Below are 20,010 nucleotides of genomic sequence, written 5' to 3' on the forward strand. Positions count from 1 at the left end.
TGCAGCATAAGTCTCTGTATAAGTTTGATGCACTTGCTCCCCCCTTTAAAAAAGGGGGCCAGGGGGGATTTAATATAAAATATCTTTTAAAAATGGCACAAAGCAAAGCCACTCAAAAGCCCACCTTCTGCCCCCTATTACAAAGAGTGAAGCTGCAGCACTGAAGTGCCTCCTCAAACTGAGCAGATACTTATGGCCTTACCTCATTACTCCGCACCGCCCAATTGTGCCAGCAGCTCGGTCTGATGCTCGTTGACCAGAGCTTGCGTCAGGTCGTTCATATCGCCATCCATGATGTAATCAAGCTTATAAAGCGTCAGATTAATGCGGTGATCGGTCATGCGGCCCTGCGGGAAATTGTAGGTGCGGATCCGCTCTGAACGATCGCCCGAGCCCACCAGCGATTTGCGCTGTGCTGCCTCTACAGCGTGGCGTTCGCGGTCTTGTACGTCTTTAATACGGGCGGCCAGCACTGATAAGGCGCGGGCTTTGTTTTTGTGCTGGCTGCGATCGTCCTGGCATTCCACCACAATGCCGCTTGGGATATGCGTGACCCGCACAGCCGAATCGGTTTTGTTAATGTGCTGACCACCGGCACCGCTCGCGCGGAAAGTGTCGATACGTAAGTCGGCAGGGTTGATGGTGATTTCTTCTGCCTCATCCGCTTCGGCCATTACGGCCACCGTACACGCCGAGGTGTGAATCCGGCCCTGTGTTTCGGTAGCTGGCACGCGCTGCACCCGGTGTGCGCCGGATTCAAATTTCAGCCAGGAATAAGCACCAAAGCCCACGATGCGGGCAATAATTTCCCGGTAGCCGCCCAAATCAGATTCACTGGCCGATACCACCTCTACCTGCCAGCGATTACGCTCGGCAAAGCGGCTGTACATGCGGAATAAATCCCCTGCAAACAGCGCGGCTTCATCGCCCCCCGTACCGGCACGGATTTCCAAAAAGATATTACGCTCGTCATTAGGGTCTTTTGGCAGCAGTGCTTTTTGCAGCTCGATTTCCAAAGCCTCGATGCGCACTTTGCCTTCTTTGATTTCCTCTTCAGCCATATCCTTCATATCAGGATCGCTGAGCATTTCTGCGGCGTCGCTCATATCGGCTTCAATCTGGATAAAGCGATGATAAAGAGCCACTACAGGCTCCAGCTCGGCGCGCTCTTTTGTCAGCTTGCGATAGGTGCCCATATCCCGGGTAGCTTCTTCGGTCGCCAGTAAAGCGTCGACTTCTTCAAGGCGATCAGCAAGTTGCGCCAGTTTGGCAGCAATAGAAGGTTTCATTTCAATTCCAAAGTATTTGTATTTAGGGCTTTAAAACCCAAATCTTGGACCACGGAGTAAAAGGAGAACACGGAGTCTCACGGAGAAAAACAAAACCGGGAAAAATTAAGCTGCGGTAAAAAAGTGCTTAATTCACGTCAAGGTTTTCTCCGTGCTCTCTGCGTCCTCCGTGGTGCAAGATTTGGGTTTTAGGTACTGTTTTAATAATAATGATGGCTAGCTGGCAAGGCAGCTACTCGTGCAGGCGGTAGAGGCGGCGCACGGTGGCGAGGGTGTTTTCCTGCTCTTCCGGCAATACATTATTCAGGGCGGCAAGCGGGGCGTGCATAAATTTATTGGCCATCTGACGTGAGAATTCTGCGAGTACAGCTTCTGCGTTTTCGCCTGCAGCCAGCTTTTTCCGGGCTTTTTCCAGCTCATTCCGGGCAATGCGGTCGGCATAATCTTTTAAATCGCGAATCGTAGGGACAAGTGCCCGGCTGGATACCCAGCGATGAAAATCCCCGACGCGCTCGGTAATAATCGCTTCAGCCGATTCCACCTCACCCGCTCTGGATTCCTGCCCCTGGCGCACCACTTCGGCCAGATCGTCTACGGTATACAGATAAACATCCGCAAGATCACCGACCTCTTCCTCTACATCTCGCGGCACAGCCAGATCCACCATAAAAATGGGGCGGTGTTTACGCTCTTTCAGCGCCCGCTCGGCCATGCCCTTACCCACAATCGGCAACGGGGCTGCGGTAGAGGTCACCACGATATCAAACTCGGCCAATCTGGATGGCAAATCAGACAGCAAAATCGCTTCACCACCAAATTTTTGCGCCAGAATCTCACCCCGCTCTATCGTGCGGTTGGCAACGGTAATTTGCTTAGGGCCACGGGCGTGAAAATGCGTGGCGCAGAGTTCGATCATTTCTCCTGCGCCGATAAAGAGCACCTTACAGGATGATACCGATGGGAAAAGCCGCTCGGCTAAACGCACGGATGCAGCCGCCATTGAGACGGATGCTGCGCCAATCCGTGTTTGAGTTCTGACTTCTTTTGCCACCGAAAAAGCGCGCTGAAAAACGCCATTGAGCAGCACGCCCATGGTGCCGGCGTCCCTGGCAAAACGCTCTGCGTCTTTAAGCTGGCCTAAAATCTGAGTTTCACCCAGCACCATTGAATCCAGACCACTCGCCACTCTGAAAGCATGGCTGGCCGCATCGCCACCATTGAGCAAATACAGATGCGGCTCGATATCTTCTACGCTATGCCCGCGTGTATTCGCCAGCCACGCCAGTACCTGCTGCGGCTCTCTGGCATTGCAGTACAGCTCGGTGCGGTTACAGGTAGAAACAATAGCGGCTTCTGACACACCATGCTCGGCGCTCAGCATCGCTAAAGCGGTTGGCACTTCTGCCGGAGTAAACGCGAGCCTCTCCCTGACTGCAACGGGTGCAGTGTGGTAATTAACGCCGAGGACAAGCAGATTCATAGGGATTCATCAAAGGCAGGCGGAAGAAAACCGCCCATTTTACCCTGAAACGGTAAGCGGCTCACAGAGTTGTCGCTAATACCACGTGGAATAACAGCTTAATGAAAGGATTTGAATGCAAAATCCACCAGTCACAGAGGCTGCTGCAGCCCGCACTACAACAGGGATTCCTCCGTTATCTGATACTCAAATAAGTCATAGCCCATTTGCTGCTCAACTAATTTTCCCGCCCGGATTAGTACCTCGCCCTCAGTGGTAAGCAAGGATAATTCGCGCAGGCTAATGTATGTTCCCTTGGGCGCAGCCAGCATGGGAGCCTGTTTAAGCGCAGGAATTTCGGGCATCAGTAATGCGGGCTGATACTGCTCACCTTTACGTCCTATCGTAGGCCTGAACATCACGGCAGAAGCGCGGACAGTCATAATTTGCAGACCTATTTCCAGGCATTGCTTGTCCATTTGCTGCAGCCAGCGCACAGAGGCCACCATCCAGTGATCATGCCCCTGCGCACGCAGAGCAACAATTTCCCCCGCCCTTACCCGCTCAGCCGGCATGTTTTCAGAAACCAGGGCATAGCCACCGGGGCTTTCATTAATGACTTTCCAATGTGTAACCGGTAAGGCTTCCTGGTTTTCTTCCAAATCTTCTTCAAAAATATTTTCTGGCTGTAATAAGCGATGGCCATCATTAACGCACAGCACTGCTGCCCTTAAGCCCAGGCACAAATCAACCGGCGTATTTGAGGCAATTCTTTGAAAAGTTCGCTTTGCTGCAATCGTCCACTGGCGGGATACCCGGCGCAAAATTTCTATCCACATCAGCACCTTGCTGCGGTCTTGCGCCAGCGGCGCTTTGGCTTCTAAAGCCGCTAAGGATTTGTGTAAATGCCGCACCAGCTCGGATGTATCAAGCAGCACAGCTCCGCCTGAATACCCCTCCAGCGTGCGGGTTCCAAGGTACTGGGGCGGTTTATCTTCTTCTAAATTGACCAAAAAGAAGCCTGCCGCATTGCCAAGCTGAGAAACGGGCTGAAAATGTGCGTATCCCGCATAGTTTTCAACAATCTCCAGTACTTTATCCAGCTCAGCCCCTGCAAAACGTTGCGGCTCGGCCAATGACAGCAGCAAAATATATTTGTAAGTGCGGGCCAGGCTGGGCGCTGTTTCAGTTGAACTCTGATCAATTAAATGCGCTTCAATCGCATATCTGAATAATTTATGCGCCTCCAGCCAGATGCCTTCCGGCATTGCAGAATAAACACGGCAGCTCAGCTGAAAAAGGCTGTAGAACTGGGACAATATTTTTTGAATTAAAACCGGAACAACCTTGTTATTGCCAAAAGAAAGCCTTTTATCCAAACGGTCTGTCAGCGCAATTTTGTAGCCATCCGCCAGTTCCATGCACAGACGGCGGGCCAGGTGTGCCGCGGTCTGTGCCTGCTCTTTTAAGGGTAAACCGGGTACGCGGTAAAGCACCGACAGCTCAGAAGCCAGCATTCCCTGGATTGCGCTATATTCATCCAGCAGTTTAATGCGGTCATCTGCATTAATTTTAACGCGGTTACACGCAGCCAGTGCATCGCACAGCTGCCGGCCTGCCACAAGAGGATTGGCCATGGGCAAAGCAATCAGCCATTCCCTTAAGCGCTTTGGGTTGGTTTCAACGCTTGCGGCAAGGTTAGGCTCAAAAGGCGGTAATTTAAGCGACAACGGCATCAATAAACTCCGGGATAACATTTTCCACAACATCTAAAGCAGCCAGTGTGCCTGATAATAAATGCGCAGCCTCTGCATCCGTCAGACAATAGGGCGGCATAAAATAAACGGTATTACCAATCGGTCTGAGTAAAAGTGACTGCTCCAGGGCCGCAGCAAAGAAAAGCTGAGCAAAGCCGGGCGCGGCATCAGGCACATCAAAAGCCCAGATCATTCCGCAGCGCCGGTAGTTTTTAACCCTGGGATGAGCCGCCAGCGGGGCAAAAATCGCCTCCCAGTGCTGTGCTTTTTCAGCATTTACAGTAATCACATCATCTTTTTCAAAAATATCCAGAACCGCCAGAGCCGCTGCACAGGCCAGAGGGTTGCCGGTATAAGAATGCGAATGCAAAAAAGCCCGATGAATATCATCGTGATAAAAAGCAGCGTAAATTTCATCACGGCTCAGCACCACGGCCAGCGGTAAAAAGCCGCCGGTAATCCCCTTAGAAAGGCATAAAAAATCTGGTTTTATATTTGCCTGCTTATAAGCAAACATAGACCCTGTTCGGCCAAAACCCACAGCTATCTCATCGCAAATTAAATGCACATGGTATCTGTCACAGAGCGCACGCGCTTTTTGCAGATAGCTGAAGTCATACATCGCCATCCCGGCTGCGCCCTGCACCAGAGGCTCAATAATCAGCGCGGCAATTTCCTGATGGTGCTGATCCAGCGTAGCAGCCAAAGCCTGAATCGCCCGCTCCGCCACATCTGCAGCCGTTTCGCCTGCCAGCGCCTGGCGGGCATCAGGATTCATCACGCAGAAGTTTTCTCTCACCATTGGGGCGTATGCGCTGCGAAAAATGGGCACATCGGTCACCGATAAAGCCCCTGCTGTTTCGCCGTGGTAACTATTTTCTAAATAAATAAAACGATTTTTTTCCGCTTGCCCCAAGTTTCGCCAGTAATGCACCGACATTTTCAATGAAACTTCAATTGACGAAGCACCATCGGAGCCATAAAAAGCATGGCCCAAACCTGTCAGCGTGGCCAGCCGCTCAGATAACTCCACTACGGGCTGATGTGTAAAGCCCGCCAGCATTACATGCTCCAGGCTATCCATTTGCTGACAAATCGCCGCTTTAATCCTTGGCTCGCCGTGGCCAAATAAATTGACCCACCAGCTGGAAACCGCGTCCAGATAACGTTTGCCATCTGCATCGTACAGCCACGCACCCTGTGCACGGGCAACAGGAATCAGCGGAAAACTTTCATGCCGCTTCATTTGCGTACATGGATGCCATACTGCCGCCAAGCTTCGTGCCAGTAAATTAGTGTTTTTCATATTAAAACTTAAAGCTTCGGATAAGCCATTTTAGCCCAGGCAGCTCAATCCCCCAGATAAAAGCACTGGCGGCGATAAAAATAATCTGGAAACGGGCAATAAAAAAGGCGGGCCAACTGGCCCGCCCCGATGAAATCATCCAGTTTAAGATGACGCCGGTAATCAATTCAAAAATAAAAAATCAGCTAAAACCATCTTCCATGTCAATGATCCGGCATCACTTTGCATCCTTGAATTGCTGCAGAAATGCGGTTAAGAAAATCAGAATGATTTAGAAATACTGAGCTTGTAATTGCGCCCCACCCCGGTTACGCCTTCGCTGAGGTAAGGCTGGTAATCACGGTTAAACAGATTATCAATCGTCAGCCTTGCTTCTAAGCCATTTAAGCCATCGCCCCGCCCTATCCAGCTGGCAAACAGCGTATGCAAGCCATAGCCTTTGGATGGCGGCAGGCGATACACATTACCAAGTGGCAGGACTTTATCCTGCTCGCCTACAAATTTACCCTGCCAGCCTGCGGTAATGCCCTGCTCAGGCAGCTTAAAGCCCAGCCCGGTCATCAGCTTATCCGGTGCCACACTGGATACCGGCTCATCGCTGCCCCATGGATCGCGCTGACCACCGTTTCTTCTGCCGTATTGCATCGATAAAGAGGCATTGGCAAAGAAATAGCGGGTGTTATAGAAGGTTTCGATCTCCATCCCTTCGGTTTTATAGCCGCTTAAATTTCGGTAATTAGAGAGAGCGGGCGGTAATTTATCCCGGCCGGCCGGGGTATAGCCCGGCACCAATACGCCAAGACGCGGGCCGATATTGTCTGCTACCCGGTTTTGATAGAGGGTAAAGCGCAGCTGTGCGCTGTCGTTATCCGTGAACAAGCCCTGCTGATCCCACATTGCACCTGCGCGCACGGCGGTAATGCGCTCAACATCAAGGCCACGGCTGGTGCCCGGAGTGGATGAACCTTTATCGGCTGAAACGTAATACTCGCTGGAATACAGCTCATCTGTCGTCGGGGCGCGCCATGTCTGGCTGATATCAGCAAAGAATGAAGCATGGTTAGTGGCTTTCCAGAACAGACCTAACCTGGGCGAAAAACCTTCAAATCTGGCTTCGCTGTAATCGTGGCCTGCGGCAGGCAGCGGGCTGTTATAACGGCTGGCACGGTTCGGTACGCCTTCTGCGGTGATGTGGTCATAGCGTACTGCTGCTGTCAGCGTCACATCGCCATAGCTCACGACATCCTGCAGATAAACGCCCAAGCCTCTTTGCTGGCCGGCAGGCATATAGTAAGGCTGGAAATAGCCGTAGTTATAACTTGGGTCTTTGATGGCCGTGCTGCTTGGGTAATACATCAGCGTATCGCGCTGATGATCATGCCACTGCGCACCAACACTCAGCACATGGGCAAATGGGCCATTTGTAAACTGGCTTTCATTGCGTAATTCAGCCAGCTTATCGGTGTAAGTTGCCCAGCTTTCGTTGCCTAACGATCCCAAAAATGAGCCCACAGATGCCGAGGCGGAGCGCTGGTCGTGCTGATTGGTTTTAGAGTAGCCGTAGCTTGCCAGCACATTAATCAGCGGATTATCGCTTGGGCTAAAGCGCCATTTTGCCGTATAGGTAGTGTCTTCCTGATCCCGGTACAGCACCTTGCGCTTCCATGCTTCATCCAGACCAAATTTTTTAATTTCTGCATCGGTAGGCACTGGCGCATCCTCGCCCAGCGCAGCAAAAGGCGCCCATGCACTGCTGCGGCCTTGCATCGCCGATAGCGTGAGTAACTGATCTTCTGTCAGGCGAATATTGAGTTTTGCAAGGCTGGATGGCGCATCAATGGCAGAAAAACGGAAAGGATCGCCATTGGGTTTACGCAAATCATCGGATTCGCGCTGGGTAAAATACACCAGCGCATCAAAACGGCCATCTTCAGTGCGGCCATACACCGCCGCCGTTGTATCTTGCTCATGATTATTGGTCTGGTGCGAGTACTTGAGCAAAGCGCCCAGATTAGCATCGCCCTGCAAGAGATCTTTCGCGTCTTTGGTCTCAATGGTAATCACCCCGCCAAAGCCACCATTGCCATACATAGAGGTGTGCGGGCCTTTATTGACTTCAATTTGCTTCACCAGCTCCGGCTCAATAAAAATCGACCCCTGGCGATATTTTTCAAAGCCCTTAGGTGCGCCATCCACAATCACTTTGACATCCTGTACCTTGTTAAAGCCCCAGATATTCAAAGTTTGCCCGCTGGGGCGTGATGTGCCGGTTAAATCCACCCCTGGCAGGGTATCGAGCAGGGCGGCCACATTGCCAGCCTGCTGGCGTTCAATATCTTCGTGATCTAAATAAGAGCGGCCCACGGTGGCGCTGCCTGTTTTTTCGCCAAATACAGTGATCGCAGGCAAGGTGGATTCAGCAGGCTTTTTTGCTGCGGCTTCGCTTGCTTCCTGGCCCTTGGTCTGGCTGGCAAAAGCAGAGGCGCTAAAGGCGGCAGCAAGTGCAAGCACCATTGCTGTATTTTGGATTTTCATTTTGCTCAAACTCATTTTTATAAGCACAAAGGACAAACTGATAACTCAATTTGTCCTTTATGTAAGGAAATCGACAGAAGCTGAAATATGTAACTCAGTGTCATTATTATAAATGATAATGATTCCCATTAAAATAGATTCTTACAAAATATCCTTTTCGTGCTGAAGGTTTTTGCACCCACAGCATCAGCAAAAATCCACAGTAAAAAAATATCGCATCTTCCCCACTTGAAAAGACCTTGCCTCGCCCATACCATCTAGCACTCGTTAGCAGTGAGTGCTAACAGCGTTCTGTAGGCCGTTTGGCCAAGCATTGAATGCCACTTTTTTATCTGGAGAGTGAACACCATGAAAATTCGTCCTTTGCATGACCGTGTAGTAATCAAACGCGTTGAAGCTGAAGAAAAAACTGCATCTGGCATCGTGTTGCCGGGTAACGCTGCTGAAAAGCCGGATATGGGCGAAGTGGTTGCCGTCGGTAACGGTAAGATTTTAGATAACGGCTCTGTACGCCCAATGGCAGTTAAAGCCGGCGACAAGGTTATTTTTGGTAAGTACAGCGGCCAAACCGTGAAAGTAGATGGCGACGAACTGCTTGTAATGCGTGAAGAAGACATCATGGGCGTGATCGAAGGCTAAGCCTCATCCCCTAATTGCCGGGGCTGATGCCCGGCTGGATCTCAAACTATTACGGAGTTAAACAACATGGCAGCAAAAGAAGTTAAATTCGGTGATTCCGCCCGCGCCCGCATGGTAGCTGGTGTAAATATTCTGGCTGATGCAGTTAAAGTAACACTGGGCCCTAAGGGCCGTAACGTTGTGCTGGAACGCAGCTACGGCGCGCCTACCATCACCAAAGACGGTGTATCGGTAGCCAAAGAAATCGAACTGAAAGACAAGTTCGAAAATATGGGCGCGCAAATGGTGAAAGAAGTTGCATCCAAGACTTCTGACATCGCCGGTGACGGTACAACAACAGCGACCGTACTGGCTCAAGCCATCGTACAAGAAGGCATGAAATACGTAGCCGCTGGCATGAACCCAATGGATCTGAAGCGCGGTATCGACAAAGCCGTGGTAGCACTGGTTGGCGAGCTGAAAAACATTGCTAAGCCCTGCTCTACCACTAAAGAAATCGCTCAAGTTGGCTCTATCTCTGCTAACAGCGACGAAATCATCGGCGAAAAAATCGCTGCTGCGATGGAAAAAGTAGGTAAAGAAGGCGTGATTACCGTTGAAGACGGTAGCGGCCTGGAAGACGAGCTGGATGTAGTTGAAGGTATGCAGTTTGACCGCGGCTACCTCTCACCGTACTTCATCAACAACCCTGAAAAACAAATTGCCCTGTTGGATAATCCGTTTGTTCTGCTTTTCGACAAGAAAATCAGCAACATCCGTGACCTGTTGCCAGTGCTGGAACAAGTGGCAAAAGCAGGCCGCCCACTGTTGATTATTGCTGAAGATGTAGACGGCGAAGCGCTGGCGACTCTGGTTGTAAACAACATCCGCGGCATTCTGAAAACTGTTTCAGTTAAAGCCCCTGGCTTTGGCGATCGTCGTAAAGCCATGCTGGAAGACATCGCTACCCTGACTGGCGCAACCGTGATCGCTGAAGAAGTAGGCCTGACCTTAGAAAAAGCCACACTGGCTGAACTGGGTTCTGCTAAGCGCATCGAAGTATCCAAAGAAAACACCATCATCATCGATGGCGCGGGTAATGAAGAAAGCATCAAAACACGCGTTGGCCTGATCCGTAAGCAAATCGAAGATGCAACCAGCGATTACGATCGTGAAAAACTGCAAGAGCGCGTGGCTAAACTGGCTGGCGGCGTTGCAGTGATCAAGGTGGGTGCCGCAACTGAAGTTGAAATGAAAGAAAAGAAAGCCCGCGTTGAAGACGCACTGCACGCAACACGCGCAGCTGTGGAAGAAGGCATTGTGGCTGGTGGTGGTGTGGCTCTGCTGCGCGCACGCTCTTCTATCATTGACCTGAAAGGCGCTAACGTTGATCAGGATGCAGGTATCAAGATCGTACTGAAAGCCATCGAAGCCCCACTGCGTCAGATCGTACAAAACGCGGGTGACGAGCCTAGTGTTGTTGTTTCTAAAGTACTGGAAGGCAAAGGTAACTTCGGTTACAACGCCGGTACTGGCGTATACGGCGATATGGTAGAAATGGGTGTTCTGGACCCGGCTAAAGTAACCCGCTCGGCACTGCAACACGCAGCATCGATCGCTGGCCTGATGCTGACCACAGACTGCATGATTGCTGAGCTGCCAAAAGAAGAAGGCACAGGCGGCATGCCAGATATGGGCGGCATGGGTGGTATGGGCGGCATGGGCATGTAATTAAGCCTTAGCCATCGGGCTTTACAGCCAGACGGCTCGCTTAGACAAAAACGCCACTTCTTTGGAAGTGGCGTTTTTTTATGCCTCAGCTATTTCTTAAATGCCATTTTCTCTGCCAGCATCAGCCGGATATCCCTTCTGGCCTCGGCAGCCACCCAGCGTGCTTCTTCATCCTCGCAAGAAGGCTTAAGCGGCGGTACTACAACAGATTTGCCATCATCCCCCATCGCCACCATAGTGAAATAACAACTATTGGTGTGGCGCTCAGTCTGGGTGCGGATATTCTCTGCCACCACCCGAATACCCACTTCCATTGAAGTGCGGCCAGTGTAATTAACGCTCGCCAAAAAATGCACCAGCTCCCCCACAAACACCGGCTGCTTAAACGTCACCTGATCTACCGAAAGCGTCACCGCATAAGCCCCCGCATAGCGGCTGGCACAGGCATAAGCCACCTGATCCAATTCTTTCAGCAAAGCCCCGCCATGCACCTTGCCAGAAAAATTAGCCATATCCGGCGTCATCAACACCGTCATCATCATTTGGTGCCGGGGCAAATTCAACATATCGCACTTCCTTTGTAAGATTTATTGCAGCATAGCGCGAGGAAGGAGAATCGCAAATACAGAGAAAGCTGCGGGGAGGGAATACGAGGGATGAGGAGCACTGGGATTGAGATTATTGGATCTACAATATCTGCAGAGATTTATCCATCAACCATTAGCGACATCAAAAACACAGCAGCTTTGCGCTCAAACTCGCAGGAATGGATAAATACTTAAATAGTAAGAAAAATGATATTGAATAAACATAAAACAATTCTAATATAATTTCATATATATTACACATAACTTATTTACAGCTCATGTACTGCATACATACCGTAATCCTATTGTGATATGTACTATCCGGCATACATGATTCCAAACGATTGAAAATAAACAAAAAACTGTAGAAATTGATTTTTTATACACATAAATAAACCAGATATACACCTGCGTAGGTGTATATCTCACGTTAGCCACACACTTCTATGCGCGAACCGAATTTTTCAGAATCCCAACTGCAACAGGCTGTAAATACAGCCTATATACGACACGCTCTCGAACAGCACGGGGTATGGGTCTTTGCGAATGTTCCGTCTCTAATTGACGAATTCGATCTTGGATGGGATTCCGCATTCCATTTTCCTTGGTATCCGCATGTTCCACATCCTGATCATGAAGGCTGCAATTTTTTTATCCAGTACAAACTATCTGGCGAGCTAACAAGCGCAGGGGCGAAAGAATGGCAGCACTGGAACTCTGAGTATTTTCGATTCAAGATTCCCCATAACACCAAAGACGCAGTTGGGAAATTCGTTGATGATTATCACCAGTGGGATCGCCTAAAAGATCTTGCCAATCAAAACTACCCTACGTTCTACGCAACAAATGCCACGCTAAGTAAAGATGATTTACGCAGTGCGTCAAAGGCCGGCACCCTCTTGAATAACATTCCTTTGCTAGATGTTCGCGGAGTAGCCGAGCTTCATAAGCATGTCACATTCACTTCAAGCTCAACATTCTTTCTGTTGCATAGCGAGAAAGAGGAGTCCTCCAAAGTTAGCTTCGCCACTGCCATTGAAAAGCTTTCGGAGAGCAAAACTGCATCCCTGAATGCGTCTTCAGAGGCTCTTCTACGTTCGCTCAAGGAAATTGGCGGCAACGACGAAGGATGGAACAACGATCTCCTAAAGATTAGCCAAGCGCGCGACAACCAAGCCCCTCGTCGCTTCCAAGCATGGATAACGCAAGCGCTCCTATCGTCGTTTGTTCGAAAGCACCTCGGAACAGAAATGTTATGGCTACCCAAAAAAGGCTAACAATTCATTCCACCGGACCTGCGCAAAAAGCTGCGCAGGCCGGTGAATTCAGACGTTAGCCATTTCACTCACGGAGAAATACATGGCAACCTGCAACTGGCCGCTCGGTAACGGCAGCACTCTCGAATTCACGGTCTTCGACAAAAACGAAGGCTGGAAAAAAGTCGCTGGCCTATACATTTTTAGCTTCCTTGCAGCAAACGGACGTTGGACTGCGCTATACGTTGGTCAGACAAACGACTTTTCCGCTCGTCTTCAGTCTCATGAAAGACTGAGCGAGGCTGTCCAACGTGGGGCAACCCACATTCATGCCCTTGTTGTTCCCACACAGCAAAATCGGGACACATGGGAGGCAATGCTGATTCAGCATCTTCAGCCGCCAATGAATGAGCAACTTCGGTAGCAGTGCGAGACTCTATGGCTAACCCTTCGGTCAAGAGGGACTGCGAATCGGCAGCTTTTGGTTTCGTCTTAGTCATTTTCGCCGCAGCAGCCCCTTACCTACAACGTTGGGCGTCTTAAGGAGCCGTGCAAATGCCCGTTGAGACTATCCCGATTATCGTTACGCCCGACAACGAACCATATCTCGGGCGAAAGTTACTGTTCCACTTCGATCAACTAATTAGCTCCGCTATGGAGCAAAACACTGTAACCGCGCCGACGTCACATGCTCGCAAGCTAACAGATCATCAGCCATGTAGGGCGGGTTAAGTTTATCAACCCGCGCTGAAATATTTTCACCAAACGACCACCCGATTACTGCCCAGCTTGCTGCCATGCCTGAACGCAAACTACTACTGAAAACGTACCGTCCGCCAGGGCTGGCGATCCTAAAATCCCCCAAAAAAATGGCGAAACGTTTTAAACGCTTCGCCATCCGTGTCAGCATTTCATTTACACCGCGTAAGCCGTTACCACAGGAAAATCAATGGTGGTTTGCGCGGTGGAGTTGATATAGTTAGTCAGGGTATTGAGTGCAACGTGGCTGATGATTTCAATGATTTCAGCATCGCTAAAGCCAGCTTCTTTCACCGCAGCAACGGCTTCATTACTTACATGACCACGCAGTTGCGCCACGCTAATAGCAAACTTTACCGCAGCATCGGCTTTGAGGTCATTAGATTTGCCGTGACGATTAGCCTCGATTTCGGCGGCATCCAGCTTAGCCAAATTGCTCGCCAAATAAGTATGGGCCGAAAGGCAATAATCGCAGCGGTTAAATTCGGCAATCGCCAAGGCAATTCGCTCCCCAGTTTTTGCACCCAGTGCGCCCTTGGCCAGCGCGCCACTTAAGCTCAGATACCCCTCTAACGCAGCAGGGCTATTGCCTGCCAAGCGCATTAAATTGGGCACAACACCCAGTTGTTTTTTTACTGCATCTAATAGTGGTAAAGAAGAAGCTGGCGATTGCTCGGTGGTCAAAATAGCTAAGCGGGTCATGATTGAATTCCTTTTTGCAGTTGGGCTGAGAGTTCTCGATTCGCTGCTGCTTGGCGAGTGAGTGCATCTTGCCACCGTACAAAAAATCAATGAATACTCATTATTTTGAATATATTATTTCTCTTTTTACAATAATCATTAAATGACTCCGATCACTATCCGCTAAGCCTGCATCGCTACAATTAAAGATTGTGCTGGGGCAACTCAGCAGGCTAAAACGAGCTATAGCGCCAGTATTAAAGACCTCAAGCAGCAAAATATGCCATTTAACTGGCAAAATCCCGCATAATTCGCCCTCTGATTTGCTAAGCCCTCACACCGGATTTTTACATGTCTGTTATCTATCACGCCCACGTCTATTTTTTACCCGAACAAATCAGCGCCGCAGAAAAGCTGCACGGCCAGCTGCGTGCGGCATTAAGCGCGGATTGCTGGATGGGGGATTTAATCCACCGTGAGGTAGGGCCACATACCCGGCCAATGTTTGAAATTAACTTTGATGAAAGCTTGCTGAGCGAAGTACAAAGCCTGCTTGACGCCCGCCGTGGCGAGCTGCCCGTTCTGATCCACCCGGAGCTGAGCGACGATGTGGAAGCCCATACCAATGGCGCAAGCTGGCTGGGCGAAGAACTCGCACTGAAAATCCATACGCTATCCAGAGGCTAAACCGAATATTCTGCGGCCCGAAGCAGAGGCAAAAAAAACGCCACCTGCTCAGGTGGCGTTTTGTCTGGGGCGGGGATTAAACCCCGGCGCCATGCGCTTGTTCATCTGCATGGTAGCTCGATCGCACCATGGCGCCTACGGCAGCGTGTTTAAAGCCAATCTCGTAAGCGAGTTTTTCAAAGGCTTTAAACTGATCCGGGTGCACATAACGCAGCACCGGCAGGTGGCCGGTGGCGGTAGGTTGCAGGTATTGGCCGATGGTGATCATGTCTACATCGTGGGCACGTAAATCGTGCATTACCTGGATCACTTCTTCATCGGTTTCGCCAAGGCCCACCATAATGCCGGATTTAGTCCGCACATCAGGGTACATGGCTTTAAAGCGCTTCAACAGATCCAGAGAGTGCTGGTAATCGGAACCGGGACGCGCTTGTTTATACAGGCGCGGTGCGGTTTCCAGATTGTGGTTTAAGACATCAGGCAGCGCCTGTTTGAAAAGATCCAGAGCAATATCCAGACGGCCACGGAAATCCGGCACCAGTACTTCTACTTGGGTATTCGGTGATTGAAGGCGGGATTGTGTAATGCAATCCACAAAGTGCTGTGCGCCACCATCACGTAAATCATCGCGATCTACCGAGGTAATCACCACGTATTTAAGCTTGAGTGCGGCAATGGTTTCACCCAGATGGATAGGCTCTTGCGCATCCAGCGGATTGGGGCGGCCATGGCCTACATCGCAAAACGGGCAACGACGGGTGCAGATGTCACCCATGATCATAAAGGTAGCTGTGCCCTTACCGAAGCATTCGCCAATATTAGGACAGGCGGCTTCTTCACACACGGTGTGCAGCTTCTGGCTGCGCAGGATTTGCTTGATTTCACCAAAGCGGCCATTTAAAGATGGCGCTTGTACGCGAATCCAATCCGGCTTTTTGATGCGCTCATCCAGCTGCACAATCTTAATCGGGATGCGAGCTGTTTTGGCTTCGCCTTTGAGCTTTACGCCCACTTCTTTCGATGGCTGTTTAGTGTCTTGAGTCATGGCTGATCGCTGGCTGAGTAAGGTAGAGGCATTTGAAAAAAGCGGCATCACTTCGCCACATTTTTAAAGCGCTAATACCCCTACATCGTTTAAGGATTTGATCTGGAAGGCTATTTTTTCGGCAAGTTTACCGGCAATTGCGGCCGATGTCGCATCACTGGCGAAATCACTGAGCTGAGTGACCCGCATACCGGCGTAGCCACAGGGATTAATCCAGTCAAATGGCGTTAAATCCATATTCACATTCAGAGCTAAACCGTGATAACTGCAGCCCTTGCGAATCCGTAACCCAAGAGAAGCAATTTTTGCTTCGCCCAGCTCCGGGTTTACATACACGCCGGGGGCATCCACTTTGCCGTAAGCAGTGACACCAAAATCAGCAAGGATATCAATAACAGACTGCTCTAGTTTTCTGACCAGCTCGCGCACACCCAAGCCATTGCGGCGTAAATCCAGCAGCACATAGGCCACAACCTGGCCCGGGCCGTGGTAAGTAACCTGCCCGCCCCGGTCGATTTGCACTACAGGGATACTGGTGGCGGCAATCAGATGCTCAGGCTTGCCCGCCTGACCCTGGGTGTAAACCGGAGGATGCTCCACCAGCCAGATTTCATCGGCAGTATCAGCGTCGCGGCTCTCGGTGAATGCCTGCATAGCCCGCCATGTTGGCTCGTATTCAAGCATACCCAGCTGTTTAATAATGAGTTCAGGCACTCACATCACCATCTTCACGAGCGGATGGGCGCGTAAAGCGGAATCGAGCGCATTCACTTCGTCAGCGGATTGGTAAGTAGCCGATAAGGTCACCGAAATAAAGCTGCCGCCACTGCTGGTGCGAACGGAAATCCATTCTTCTTTAAACTCAGTGATATGTAATACCGCCAGCTCTTTCACTGCGGCATGAAACTCATCATGCGGCACATCTTTATGGCTGATCGCCTTCATTGGCAACTCGGCCGGAAACTCAACTAAATCGGCCAGATTAGGCGCGTCTTGACTCATTATTGATACCTTTTTTACTCTGCACCGAGGCGCATTGCCCCGTTTTTAAATACTTGAAAATAGCCATACATGGCTTGATACAGCGGCCCCGGCTTACCCGATCCAACGATTTGACCATCCAGGCTCACCACGGCCAGCACCTCTTTGGAAGAGGAGGTCAACCAGATTTCATCGGACTGCCTGACCGTTGCCTCACTAATCGGGCGAATCTCAAGCGGCATATTATGCTGTCTGGCCAGCTCTATTACCAAGTCATAAGTAATGCCTGTCAGCATTAAATGGCTGGGAGGCGGGGCAAGTAACACGCCCTCTTTCACGACTAAGATGTTGCTGGATGCACCTTCTATCAAGAGGCCATCCCTAAAAAGAATGGTTTCGGCCACGCCAGCATCCACAGCCTGCTGCTTAAGTAAAACATTGGCCAGCAGTGAAATCGCCTTGATATTGCAGCGCTGCCAGCGAATATCGTCGCCCGACACCGCTGCCACACCATTGGCAACCGCCTCGCTGGTGGGCGGTAATAATTCATCGGCAAACATAAAGACTGTCGGCTCGGTTACAGCCGGAAAAGCATGATTGCGCGGAAACGCAGGGCCACGGGTGATTTGTATATAAACGCTTTGGTCGCCAAAGCTTTGCTGATCAATCAGCTTTTGAATCAAACTGGCCCACTCTTCTGCCCCGTAAGGGTTGGGCATATTAATCGCCGCCAAACTGCCTGCCAAGCGGCGCAGATGTTCGGTCAGCCTTAAAGGGTGCCGGTTGTAAACGGGTATCGCTTCATAGATCCCATCCCCAAACAAAAATCCGCGGTCTAAAACAGAAATCTGCAAATCGGCCAACGGCGCAAAACGGCCATTTAAAAAACCAACCAGGGCGGGGAAATCCATAAAGTATCTCCAAAAAAAACTTAAAAAGTTCTGTAAACACCGGGGGCACACAGAACACAAAGAACGGAAAGAAACCTTTTATGAGTAGGGCAGCAGATTATATTTAGCTGCGTATTCAGTTTTCTCATTCTTACACTTGGTTTACCTCTGTGCGCTTTGTGTTCTCCCCATACTCTGTGTCTGCAGATCTTTTAAATCAGCCAAAAATCGATTTAAACCACATACGGATTGAATCCCATGCGCGGCCAAAGATATTGGCTTCTGGTACTTCTTCCAAAGCCACTACCGGTAATTCCACCAGCTGCTTATCGTTTAAGCTGACCGTTAATTTACCTACATTCTGGCCCACTTTAATCGGGGCAATCAGTGGCTGGGTGCTGGTAAAAGCCATTTTCAGGTTTTTAGCGTCACCACGGCCCACGGTAATATAGCGGTCTTCCAAAAAGCCCACGTTTACCTTATCTGATTTGCCTTTCCAAACTGCTACATTGGATACCGCTTGTTTGGCCGCATAAAGGCGCGGGGTTTCCTGGAACTGAATACCCCAGTTCAGTAATTTGCTTGATTCACTTGCACGAACTTCATCGCTGGCCGTACCCACAACAACCGAAATCAAACGGCGGCCATCGCGCTTGGTTGAAGCAACCAGGTTATATCCGGCGCTGGCGGTGTGGCCGGTTTTCATACCGTCTACAAATGGATCGCGGTAAAGCAGCAGATTGCGGTTAGGCTGTTTGATATTGTTGTAAGCGAATTCTTTCATCGAGTAGATGGGATAAAACTCGGGGAAATCATGAATGATGGCAGTGGCAAGCTTGGCTAAATCGCCCACAGTCATATAGTGATCAGGATCAGGAAGGCCGGTGCTGTTTTTGAAGTTAGTGCCATTCATGCCAAGGCGCTTGGCTTCTTTGGTCATCAGCTGAGCAAATACTTCTTCGCTGCCGGCAATGGCTTCGGCCAGCGTCACGCAGGCATCGTTACCACTTTGTACAATCATGCCCTTGATGAGGTTATCTACCGTCACGGGCGTTTTAGGATCAAGAAACATGCGCGAGCCTTCGGTGCGCCAGCCTTTATCTGAAACGGTGAGCTGCTGATCCAGCTTTAACTTGCCTTCTTTCACAAATTTAAAAGTGAGATAAGCCGTCATCAGCTTGGTTAAAGAAGCGGGCTCTACACGCATCTCCGGATCACGGCCGGCAAGTTGAATGCCGCTTTGATAATCAGTGAGTAAATAAGCCTTTGCAGCAATATCCGGCACTGGCGGTACAAAAGCCTGTGCAGAGGTCGCAATTAAAAGGGAAAAAATAAGAGCGGGGGTAGCAAGACGGGTGATCATGGCAGGCAGTGTGTGAGGGCTTAGAAAAATACGATTATAAAGGCAAGCAGCGGCGGATATCGCCAAACTCACAGATAATAAGCATTATCTTTAGGGTAATAATTTGCCAATATTTGTACTGGTCATTACAGAGGCATGAAATCAGCGCGATTTCATGCCTTAATCAGGATTAAACGGGTTAAAGATTAAACTCCCCTCCGCCCAATTCCACCACCCTGCCCCCCACTTCTGCCCGGCCATCCTCTCTGATACTTAAACGCAGATGCGCAAGACGCCCCGCTTTGTGGCCCTGAATCATGGTTGCGGCAAAAGGCAGACCCACGCCTTGCCTGAGTAAATAAGCACCTAAATTAGCGCAGGCCGAGCCGGTGCCGTTGTCTTCCACAATCTGCCCGTGCTGCGACCAAAAATAGCGCGCGATAATCTCACCATCCTGCCAGGCCCATACCAGCGTGCCATCCCGCTTGCGCCCCAGCAGCACCACATCACGAAACAAATGCGGTGCAGGCTGGCAAGCCAGCACATCAGCCGCAGTTGCCAGAGGAATAATCAACTGCTCTGTGCCACTGTCCACGCATAAAGCATCCCCTGCAAAAGCACTTAAAGGCAGGCCCAGTGCCGGAGCCAGACTGGCCGCTGGCGGGCCTTCCCGGTATAAAGCCGTATTTGCCGTGAGTGTGGCAACATCACCATCAAAGCGCACCGGAATCACGCCCGCTTTAAGCTCTAAACTCACCTCATCACGATCACCCCGGATCACCGCTGCAGTGCCAAGGCTGGGGTGGCCGGCAAAAGGCATTTCGTTGACAGGCGTAAATATTCTGACCTTTGCACTGGCCACGGCGGAGGGAAAGACAAAGGTGGTTTCGGATAAATTAAGCTGAGCCGCCAATAATTGCATGGTCTGCTCATCAAGCCCTCGGGCATCGGTAAACACCGCCAGAGGATTACCTGCAAAAATATTTTCGGCAAACACATTCACAAGACGGTATGAATAAGTAGGCATGATGCACAGCTCTCAGGATGTGAAATACGCTTAGCATCACCGATTGATGAGCAAAGCAGT

At 50.3% G+C, this 20,010-nt stretch carries 18 protein-coding genes; 5 read left to right on the forward strand and 13 right to left on the reverse strand.

The annotated features are described in order from the left end of the window. Window positions 1-206: 206 nt before the first annotated feature. From prfA to HA050_RS06425, 5 genes are all read right to left on the reverse strand, one after another. Window positions 207-1,289 carry a peptide chain release factor 1 gene (gene prfA / locus HA050_RS06405; RefSeq protein ID WP_166823603.1) on the reverse strand — a complete coding sequence of 361 codons (1,083 nt, stop codon included), beginning with the start codon at window positions 1,287-1,289 and terminating at the stop codon, window positions 207-209. 232 nt (window positions 1,290-1,521) lie between these two features. Further along, the gene (gene hemA, locus HA050_RS06410; RefSeq protein ID WP_166823606.1) at window positions 1,522-2,769 is read right to left on the reverse strand and encodes a glutamyl-tRNA reductase; all 1,248 of its coding nucleotides are present in this window, start codon (window positions 2,767-2,769) and stop codon (window positions 1,522-1,524) included. 155 nt (window positions 2,770-2,924) lie between these two features. Continuing rightward, window positions 2,925-4,484, reverse strand: a complete 1,560-nt coding sequence (locus HA050_RS06415; protein WP_166823608.1) for a cyclic-di-GMP receptor FimW-related protein — start codon at window positions 4,482-4,484, stop codon at window positions 2,925-2,927. Beyond that, entirely contained in the window at window positions 4,468-5,811 is a 1,344-nt protein-coding gene (locus HA050_RS06420) for an adenosylmethionine--8-amino-7-oxononanoate transaminase (RefSeq protein WP_166823610.1), read from the reverse strand. Before HA050_RS06420 ends, HA050_RS06415 begins: the two co-directional genes overlap by 17 nt. 261 nt (window positions 5,812-6,072) lie before the next feature. Next, window positions 6,073-8,346 (reverse strand): TonB-dependent hemoglobin/transferrin/lactoferrin family receptor, encoded by a 2,274-nt coding sequence (locus HA050_RS06425; protein ID WP_166823613.1) that lies wholly within the window; start codon window positions 8,344-8,346, stop codon window positions 6,073-6,075. Window positions 8,347-8,694: 348 nt separating this feature from the next. On the opposite strand from HA050_RS06425, the gene groES reads away from it, so the two are divergent. Then, window positions 8,695-8,985 carry a co-chaperone GroES gene (groES, locus tag HA050_RS06430; protein WP_166823616.1) on the forward strand — a complete coding sequence of 97 codons (291 nt, stop codon included), beginning with the start codon at window positions 8,695-8,697 and terminating at the stop codon, window positions 8,983-8,985. Window positions 8,986-9,051: 66 nt separating this feature from the next. After that, window positions 9,052-10,695: a chaperonin GroEL gene (gene groL / locus HA050_RS06435; protein ID WP_166823619.1), complete on the forward strand. Its 1,644-nt coding sequence runs from the start codon at window positions 9,052-9,054 to the stop codon at window positions 10,693-10,695. Between the two features lie 89 nt (window positions 10,696-10,784). On the opposite strand, the gene HA050_RS06440 is transcribed toward groL, so the two are convergent. Continuing rightward, window positions 10,785-11,261: an acyl-CoA thioesterase gene (locus HA050_RS06440; RefSeq protein WP_205836328.1), complete on the reverse strand. Its 477-nt coding sequence runs from the start codon at window positions 11,259-11,261 to the stop codon at window positions 10,785-10,787. A 467-nt stretch (window positions 11,262-11,728) separates the two neighbouring features. Between HA050_RS06440 and HA050_RS06445 the strand changes: the two genes are divergently transcribed. After that, entirely contained in the window at window positions 11,729-12,559 is an 831-nt protein-coding gene (locus HA050_RS06445) for a hypothetical protein (protein WP_166823622.1), read from the forward strand. Between the two features lie 82 nt (window positions 12,560-12,641). Beyond that, window positions 12,642-12,962, forward strand: coding sequence for a GIY-YIG nuclease family protein (locus HA050_RS06450; protein WP_166823625.1), 321 nt, complete (start codon window positions 12,642-12,644; stop codon window positions 12,960-12,962). A 491-nt stretch (window positions 12,963-13,453) separates the two neighbouring features. Here HA050_RS06450 and HA050_RS06455 read toward each other — a convergent pair whose 3' ends face one another. Beyond that, entirely contained in the window at window positions 13,454-13,999 is a 546-nt protein-coding gene (locus tag HA050_RS06455) for a carboxymuconolactone decarboxylase family protein (protein WP_166823628.1), read from the reverse strand. A gap of 330 nt (window positions 14,000-14,329) precedes the next feature. On the opposite strand from HA050_RS06455, the gene HA050_RS06460 reads away from it, so the two are divergent. Further along, a complete protein-coding gene (locus tag HA050_RS06460; RefSeq protein WP_166823631.1) occupies window positions 14,330-14,665 on the forward strand; it encodes a DOPA 4,5-dioxygenase family protein in 336 nt (111 codons plus the stop codon). A 76-nt stretch (window positions 14,666-14,741) separates the two neighbouring features. On the opposite strand, the gene lipA is transcribed toward HA050_RS06460, so the two are convergent. The 6 genes from lipA to HA050_RS06485 all read right to left on the reverse strand — a co-directional run bounded on the left by lipA (window position 14,742) and on the right by HA050_RS06485 (window position 19,950). Continuing rightward, window positions 14,742-15,710, reverse strand: coding sequence for a lipoyl synthase (gene lipA, locus HA050_RS06465; protein WP_166823634.1), 969 nt, complete (start codon window positions 15,708-15,710; stop codon window positions 14,742-14,744). Between the two features lie 63 nt (window positions 15,711-15,773). Further along, window positions 15,774-16,424 carry a lipoyl(octanoyl) transferase LipB gene (gene lipB, locus HA050_RS06470; protein WP_308418891.1) on the reverse strand — a complete coding sequence of 217 codons (651 nt, stop codon included), beginning with the start codon at window positions 16,422-16,424 and terminating at the stop codon, window positions 15,774-15,776. Continuing rightward, a complete protein-coding gene (locus tag HA050_RS21925; protein WP_099396857.1) occupies window positions 16,425-16,712 on the reverse strand; it encodes a YbeD family protein in 288 nt (95 codons plus the stop codon). It abuts the gene before it with no gap. A gap of 14 nt (window positions 16,713-16,726) precedes the next feature. Then, window positions 16,727-17,602, reverse strand: a complete 876-nt coding sequence (locus tag HA050_RS06475; RefSeq protein ID WP_166823637.1) for a D-amino acid aminotransferase — start codon at window positions 17,600-17,602, stop codon at window positions 16,727-16,729. A gap of 196 nt (window positions 17,603-17,798) precedes the next feature. Next, on the reverse strand, window positions 17,799-18,944 hold the full coding sequence (locus HA050_RS06480; RefSeq protein ID WP_166823640.1) for a D-alanyl-D-alanine carboxypeptidase family protein: 1,146 nt from the start codon (window positions 18,942-18,944) through the stop codon (window positions 17,799-17,801). Window positions 18,945-19,122: 178 nt separating this feature from the next. Continuing rightward, window positions 19,123-19,950, reverse strand: coding sequence for a PhzF family phenazine biosynthesis protein (locus tag HA050_RS06485; protein ID WP_166823643.1), 828 nt, complete (start codon window positions 19,948-19,950; stop codon window positions 19,123-19,125). Window positions 19,951-20,010 lie beyond the last annotated feature (60 nt).

The sequence above is a fragment of the Iodobacter violaceini genome, from assembly GCF_011601265.1.
Taxonomy (GTDB): Bacteria; Pseudomonadota; Gammaproteobacteria; order Burkholderiales; family Chitinibacteraceae; genus Iodobacter; species Iodobacter violaceini.